Origin of the sequence: Escherichia sp. 94.0001, from assembly GCF_013369155.2 — a bacterium.
GTDB classification, from domain to species: domain Bacteria; phylum Pseudomonadota; class Gammaproteobacteria; order Enterobacterales; family Enterobacteriaceae; genus Escherichia; species Escherichia coli_F.
Genome location: NZ_JABWMS020000028.1, coordinates 49,559 through 56,176, shown reverse-complemented (window position 1 = coordinate 56,176; position 6,618 = coordinate 49,559). Strand labels below are relative to the sequence as shown.

The 6,618-nt window shown below is 52.4% G+C and carries 7 protein-coding genes; 3 read left to right on the top strand and 4 right to left on the bottom strand.

What is annotated here, in order from left to right; genetic code table 11:
* Window positions 1–125 precede the first annotated feature (125 nt).
* Genes HEN33_RS14355 through HEN33_RS14345 form a run of 3 tightly spaced genes read left to right on the top strand, consistent with a single transcriptional unit; the run spans window position 126 to window position 1,841 of the window.
* Window positions 126–482 (top strand): ArsC family reductase, encoded by a 357-nt coding sequence (locus HEN33_RS14355; protein ID WP_176263286.1) that lies wholly within the window; start codon window positions 126–128, stop codon window positions 480–482.
* A 3-nt stretch (window positions 483–485) separates the two neighbouring features.
* Window positions 486–1,613: a succinyl-diaminopimelate desuccinylase gene (gene dapE / locus HEN33_RS14350; protein ID WP_105271471.1), complete on the top strand. Its 1,128-nt coding sequence runs from the start codon at window positions 486–488 to the stop codon at window positions 1,611–1,613.
* A gap of 27 nt (window positions 1,614–1,640) precedes the next feature.
* On the top strand, window positions 1,641–1,841 hold the full coding sequence (locus HEN33_RS14345) for a YpfN family protein (RefSeq protein ID WP_000383836.1): 201 nt from the start codon (window positions 1,641–1,643) through the stop codon (window positions 1,839–1,841).
* A 94-nt stretch (window positions 1,842–1,935) separates the two neighbouring features.
* On the opposite strand, the gene ypfH is transcribed toward HEN33_RS14345, so the two are convergent.
* The 4 genes from ypfH to purC form a co-directional block, all read right to left on the bottom strand.
* Window positions 1,936–2,637 (bottom strand): esterase, encoded by a 702-nt coding sequence (gene ypfH, locus HEN33_RS14340; protein ID WP_000679813.1) that lies wholly within the window; start codon window positions 2,635–2,637, stop codon window positions 1,936–1,938.
* Window positions 2,638–2,710: 73 nt separating this feature from the next.
* On the bottom strand, window positions 2,711–4,726 hold the full coding sequence (gene tmcA / locus HEN33_RS14335; RefSeq protein WP_176263285.1) for a tRNA cytosine(34) acetyltransferase TmcA: 2,016 nt from the start codon (window positions 4,724–4,726) through the stop codon (window positions 2,711–2,713).
* A 14-nt stretch (window positions 4,727–4,740) separates the two neighbouring features.
* Window positions 4,741–5,604, bottom strand: a complete 864-nt coding sequence (ypfJ, locus tag HEN33_RS14330) for a KPN_02809 family neutral zinc metallopeptidase (RefSeq protein WP_001267498.1) — start codon at window positions 5,602–5,604, stop codon at window positions 4,741–4,743.
* A gap of 167 nt (window positions 5,605–5,771) precedes the next feature.
* Entirely contained in the window at window positions 5,772–6,485 is a 714-nt protein-coding gene (purC, locus tag HEN33_RS14325; protein WP_001295467.1) for a phosphoribosylaminoimidazolesuccinocarboxamide synthase, read from the bottom strand.
* Window positions 6,486–6,618: the final 133 nt, after the last annotated feature.

Here is a 6,618-nt window from a genome sequence, read left to right as displayed (position 1 = left end):
ATATTATTTAATAGTTGTTAATTTGAATACTTCGATAATGTTATATTTCTTGATAATCATTTGCAGGCAAAATGTTTTCACCCTTAAATGAGTATTTATTCTCATAAATCGAAAAAGGATTCATTATGGTTACACTTTACGGCATCAAAAATTGTGACACCATTAAAAAGGCTCGCCGTTGGCTGGAAGCCAATAACATCGCCTATCGTTTTCATGATTACCGCATTGATGGGCTGGATAGCGAATTATTGAACGGTTTTATCAACGAATTAGGCTGGGAGGCGTTACTCAACACCCGTGGTACAACCTGGCGTAAACTGGATGAAACCACCCGCAATAAAATCACCGATGCGGCCTCTGCGGCGGCATTAATGACTGAAATGCCTGCAATTATCAAACGCCCATTGCTCTGCGCGCCCGGGAAGCCTATGCTGCTGGGTTTCAGTGATTCCAGTTATCAGCAATTTTTCCATGAGGTGTAGTCTATGTCGTGCCCGGTTATTGAGCTGACACAACAGCTTATTCGCCGCCCATCCTTAAGCCCTGATGATGCGGGATGTCAGGCAATCATGATCGAACGTCTGCAGGCGATCGGTTTTACCGTTGAACGCATGGACTTTGCCGATACGCAAAACTTTTGGGCGTGGCGTGGGCAGGGCGAAACGTTAGCCTTTGCCGGACATACCGACGTGGTACCGCCTGGCGACGCCGACCGTTGGATTAATCCGCCGTTTGAACCAACCATTCGTGACGGCATGTTGTTCGGGCGTGGTGCGGCAGATATGAAAGGCTCACTGGCGGCGATGGTGGTAGCAGCAGAACGTTTTGTCGCGCAACATCCCAACCATACAGGTCGACTGGCATTCCTGATCACTTCTGATGAAGAAGCCAGTGCCCACAACGGTACGGTAAAAGTCGTCGAAGCGTTAATGGCGCGTAATGAGCGTCTCGATTACTGCCTGGTCGGCGAACCATCGAGCATCGAAGTGGTTGGTGACGTGGTGAAAAATGGTCGTCGCGGATCGTTAACCTGCAACCTCACCATTCATGGCGTGCAGGGGCATGTAGCCTACCCGCATCTGGCTGACAACCCGGTACATCGCGCAGCACCTTTCCTAAATGAGCTAGTGGCTATCGAGTGGGATCAGGGTAATGAATTTTTCCCGGCGACCAGTATGCAGATTGCCAATATTCAGGCGGGAACGGGCAGTAACAACGTTATTCCGGGTGAACTGTTTGTGCAGTTTAACTTCCGCTTCAGCACCGAACTGACTGATGAAATGATCAAAGCGCAGGTGATTGCCCTGCTTGAAAAACATCAACTGCGTTATACGGTGGATTGGTGGCTTTCCGGGCAGCCATTTTTGACCGCGCGCGGCAAACTGGTGGATGCGGTCGTTAACGCGGTTGAGCACTATAATGAAATTAAACCGCAGCTACTGACCACAGGCGGAACGTCTGACGGGCGCTTTATTGCCCGCATGGGGGCGCAGGTGGTGGAACTCGGGCCGGTCAATGCCACTATTCATAAAATTAATGAATGTGTGAACGCTGCCGACCTGCAGCTACTTGCCCGTATGTATCAACGTATCATGGAACAGCTCGTCGCCTGATGAGTGGTTCTGCATGAGGAAATAAGCATGGACTGGCTGGCTAAATATTGGTGGATTCTGGTGATTGTCTTTTTGGTAGGCGTCCTGCTGAACGTGATTAAAGATCTCAAGCGCGTCGACCATAAGAAATTTCTCGCCAACAAACCGGAGCTTCCCCCGCATCGTGATTTCAACGATAAGTGGGACGATGACGATGACTGGCCGAAAAAGGATCAACCGAAGAAGTAAGCTAAGTGGCCGGATAAGGCGTTAATGCCGCATCCGGCAATGGTGAACGATGCCTGATGCGACGCTCACGCGTCTTATCAGGCCTACCAGGCTATTATTGCATCATTTCAATTACATCATCATCGCCAGGTTTGCCACCACTTAGCGCTTCGTCGAAATAATGTTTCGGAATGGTATAACGCAAGTGATCCAGGGCAAATTGCATACTGCGATTGTCGATTGCATGGCCTAAATCCTCCACAATATCCAGCGTCACATCACCACCTGCACTGATTAACGCTTCCTGCGCCGCAACCGCATGCGCCAGATCGATAACCGGATCTTCACCGCCATGAATCAAGTGAATTGTCGTGGCTGTAGACGCGGTTTCCGGCAAGCTGGCATAACGTCCGTTAAAGGCAATGACGCGCGAAGCAAGACCCGGTTCGGCTTTAATGCTCTCCAGCGCCATAATCGCGCCTTGTGAGAAACCGATTAGCGCCGTGGCGTTTGCCCCTACTCCGCTCTGTTTCTGCCAGTAGCGCACCGTCTCAATAAACGTCGGCATGATGGCATCCACACGCGCCTGGCGATTATCTTCCGTAATACCCTGCACCGAAAACCACTGACGCCCCGCCGGATTACCGCTCGGCTCCGCGCCACCGACGCTCACCACCAGTGCATCAGGAAACAGCGGCGCAAACCAGCTGCCGATCTCACCCATCGCTACCGGGTTATCCCCGACACCGTGGAAAAGCAGTAACAACTGTTGTGCAGGTTTATCCGGGCTTTGAACAACAAAATGGTCATGTTTCATGGCGAACTCCTTAACTGATGTCATTAATTTTACGCCGCTGACTCACAATGACCATGGGAGAAAATTGAAGGAGTCAGTGAAAAAATTGCCATTGCGTTATGCGATCGCGCAGACGCTCAGTGCGAACATTATCAAGTGCGAACAGCGCCTGCGCGGCCTCTTCTCGCTGACGGGCCAGTAACATCTTGCGGCCTGAAAGTTTAAGTGTGGTACATAACTGCGCGTCACTGGCGTTTTTCTGTAAACGACCACGCAGCGCCGGTAATGCCAGTTCACTGGTTTGTAGCAGACGCGTTAAGCAACCTAACGACGTTAATAGCGGACGATGAGCGAAAGCAAAACCGGCCAGTTCAAGCCAGTCGTCGTCAGAAAGGACGGCATCGTTTAGTGGATCAACAGGGAGCGTTTCGCCATTCCACTGCGTGAGAGCATGCGCATCGCGACGTAAACGGTAATGCTCACGTTCAGCCAGCTGTTTACCCGCATCACTCATCGGTAACAGTGCCATCGCCGTATAGCAACCGCTGCTGGCTTCACGATGATTACCCATTCGCACCAGCACAAAACCGCAGCGTTGCCAGAAACGCCATAACTCCGCGGTGTAGCCAAAACTCACCGAAAGATAGTCGAGGTCATGCGTATAGTTTAAAGCACGGGCAATAAGCTGTTGCCCAACGCCTTCACGCTGACGAGCTGGATGAACTGCTATCCTGCTGACCCGCCGTCCGCGCAATGTCGCTGCCAGTGGATTGCTGCCGTGCGCCGCCAGCGACTGGGCTACCAGATTACCCCGAGGGCGACGAAAACCTGCCCATACCGCCTGGCTGAGTTCTTGAGATAATCCGCCCTCCTCGACCAGCCACAGCGCCCCGGCGATCTCGTTTTCACAAGCCGCCTGGAAAAAATGTTGCCCAGGTACATCCATCATGCGGCGTAAATCCAGCGGCGAGGTCCGGTAGTGCGCGCCAGACAATAGCTGATATACCTTTAACGGTGTATCCGGATCGCTTCGCCATAAGGTCTGTTCAAAAGCGGAAATGACGATGTCACCTTGTGGTTCGTGAGTGAAGTTTTCATCGTCAAAAACCAGTGCCTCGCTGACCATTTTTTCCAGCGGGCATCCCTGCGCCCAGCGGATCGGCTGTTGCAATTCGAAACGGTGTAAATGCGGGAAACGCGCACAAAATTTCAGCAAAAAACCACGTCCGGTACCTTCGTAGCCCTGCACCGTAGTGGTTAACAACGTTCGAGGAAAACGCGACACCAGTTGATGCAACAACGGCGCAGGTATGGCTGCGGCTTCATCGACCACCAGCCAGTCGGCTTGTTCATCGCTGGCTAACAAAGCATCCGGCGCAATAAAGCGAAACTTTTCGCCCGCAAATTGTGCCAGTACATCCGTTGCCGCTTTTGCAGGCGCGGTGACAATCGCACTGCCCGCAATACGAGAAATGAGTTGCCCTGCCAGCGCCGACTTACCGCGCCCACGCGCAGCAGTTACCGCCGCCACGCCCGTCGGCATGGTGAGTAGCTGCTGTAAGAGTTGCTGTTGTTCTGGTTGTGGTGCGCCAGTCGCGGGGTGCCAGTCAGTACGGGGAATAAAATGCGTCAACGTGAACGGCTGGTTTTGCCGCCAGAGGATAGCGTCGTGATCCGCCGTAAGTACGCGTTTGAGGTGCCGGACAAAATGCGGCGTGGCAATAGGGTCAAGGCAATCACTCCAGCGCAGCGAATCGGCATCAGGTTGGTTTTCCCACTCTTCCCATACAGGGAGTAACAACACCAGCCAGCTTCCCGCTTTCAACGTTCCGCTAAGTGCTGCAAAGGCAGCGGCATCAAAGCCCTGGCGGGCGTCGAATATCGCATGCCGGAACTCGCGTCCAAGTAAAGTTTGTAGCGCCGAGGGAGTACAGTGGTTTTCAGCGACTGGCTGCGGTGAAACCCACAACCAGTCGCCAGGTAAAGCATCACGCAACTTAAGCGCACAGTTAAAGCACCAACGTTCTTCCCCGCTCAACACCAGCAAGCGGCGGATCCCTTCACGTTTCATTTGCGCTGTTAATGGGTGAAGCGCAGTCAGTTCAGCCATCCCTGCCCCGAAAGTTAAATGCTTTTACCAAAAGTATTGCATTGTGCCGGATCGCCGCTGTCGAAACCACGTTTAAACCAGCTGTAGCGTTGCTGAGAAGTGCCATGAGTGAAACTGTCTGGTACGACTCGCCCCTGACTTTGCTGCTGTAAACGGTCATCGCCGATGGCCTGCGCCGCATTCAGCGCTTCTTCCAGATCGCCGGTTTCCAGAACGCCTTGCTGCTGCATGCTATGCCCCCAGACACCGGCAAAACAGTCGGCCTGGAGTTCCATACGCACAGATAAGCGGTTTACTTCCGCCTGCGTCGCGTTTTGTTGCAGTTGACGGACTTTCGGCTCGATGCCTAACAGTTTCTGCACATGATGACCGACTTCATGGGCGATAACGTACCCCTGGGCAAAATCGCCATCCGCGCCAAGTTTGTCTTTCATGTCATCATAGAAGGAGAGATCGATATAAACCGTGCCATCCGCCGGGCAATAGAACGGTCCCATAATGGACTGGCCCGCCCCGCAGCCGGTGCGCGTCATTCCACGGTACATGACCAGCTTCGGTTGCTGATAGGTTTTACCCATCTTCTCGAATTGCTGTCCCCAGGTGTCTTCCGTGGTTGCCAGAATCACCGAGGTGAATTTTGCGGCTTCGTCTTCATTAGGGCTAATTGACCGCGTTGATTGTTGTTGGGAAACCGGCTGTCCGGTCATCAATCCGGTTAAATCAACGCCATAGTAGCCTGCAACCAGCACGACTATCAGTAAAATCAGCCCGCCTTTACCGCTTGGCAGACGGAAACCGGGACCGCCCATTGACGGACCACCGGAGCTATTGCGCCTGTCTTCAACATTGTCACTTTCACGTCGCCCTTGCCAACGCATAGATACCTCAACAATATATTCATTATAGAAATGATCGTAGGTGGTTCAGAGGAAGATTACCACAGGAAAGCGGGATGAAATGGCGGAGGAATGAGCGTTCAATGCACATCTTATGAGAGCGGTTGTCTTGCCGTGCCAGCAGCACGGCAAGATGATGAATAGAAAAATCAGTCCAGCTGTACACCCAGGCGGCGGGCAACGGCTTCATAGGCTTCGATCAGGCCACCGAGGCTCTGGCGGAAACGGTCTTTGTCCATTTTCTCCAGTGTTTCTTTGTCCCACAGGCGGCTGCCGTCCGGGGAGAACTCATCGCCCAGAACCACTTCGCCTTTGTACAGACCAAACTCCAGCTTGAAGTCGACCAGAATGAGACCAGCATCATCGAACAGTTTTTTCAGCACGTCGTTCGCTTTGTAGGTTAGCTCTTTCATACGCGCCAGATTCTCTTTGCTCACCCAGCCAAAGGTTTCGCAGTAAGATTCGTTGACCATCGGATCGTGCATGGCGTCGTTTTTCAGGAACAGATCGAACAGCGGCGGGTTCAGCTCAATACCTTCTTCGATTCCAAGACGTTTCACCAGAGAGCCAGCAGCACGGTTACGCACGACACACTCAACCGGCACCATATCCAGCTTTTTCACCAGACATTCGGTATCGGAGAGCAGACGCTCCATTTGAGTCGGGATACCCGCTTCAGCCAGTTTGCTCATAATGAAGTAGTTGAACTTGTTGTTCACCATACCTTTGCGATCAAACTGCTCAATGCGCGCGCCATCCCCTGCTGACGTATCATTGCGGAATTCGAGCACCAACAGGTCCGGGTTTTCCGTGCTGTATACGGTTTTCGCTTTACCACGATACAACTCAGCTTGCTTTTGCATCTTTATCACTCCTGGGTGTGAATTAACGTTTTAAAATCTTTTGCTATCTGATGTGCCAGATGTTTTGTCGGATGCGGCAAGAACGCCTTATCCGACCTACGTCCGACAAACAAATTTCGTGCGAATTACCGCT